The organism is Spirulina sp. CCY15215 (assembly GCF_016888125.1).
GTDB lineage: Bacteria > Cyanobacteriota > Cyanobacteriia > Cyanobacteriales > Spirulinaceae > CCY15215.
In genome coordinates, this window is record NZ_JACSWA010000513.1 from 1 (window position 1) to 364 (window position 364).

Below are 364 nucleotides of genomic sequence, written 5' to 3' on the forward strand. Positions count from 1 at the left end.
CTCTAGTCGGATGCTTCGCGATTTCCTTTGTTGGTCTCGCTAACCCTACCCAAATCAAAGATTATGGGTAGGGACTGCACTCGACATTTTGTTCAAAACTTTAAAGATAAAGCAGACGACTTGAAAGAACAAGTTCAAGAACAAGCAACTGACCTTTCCTCGGCTGCACAGGGTAAACTCGATGATTTACTTGATGACTACAAACGAATTCTCCCGATGGTTGAAGAGTTGGGTTTGCGCGTCAGTAGTTTTCACATCGAAGCGGGTTTGACATCTCCCCGCTTTAAAAAGACGGGGATTCTGTGGTTAATCCACCGAAAGCGGGTTAAAACCGCGCTTGTCTTGGTCGATTGGATATGCTGAA

The 364-nt window shown here is 45.1% G+C and carries 1 protein-coding gene; it reads left to right on the plus strand.

Going from position 1 to position 364, the window contains the following annotated elements:
* The first annotated feature begins 63 nt into the window (after positions 1-63).
* On the plus strand, positions 64-363 hold the full coding sequence (locus tag JUI58_RS17080) for a YtxH domain-containing protein (protein WP_204105008.1): 300 nt from the start codon (positions 64-66) through the stop codon (positions 361-363).
* Position 364 lies beyond the last annotated feature (1 nt).

Coding starts and splice junctions, on each gene's coding strand:
- JUI58_RS17080 (WP_204105008.1), top strand. CDS start 64: ATGGGTAGGGACTGCACTCGACATTTTGTTCAAAACTTTAAAGATAAA.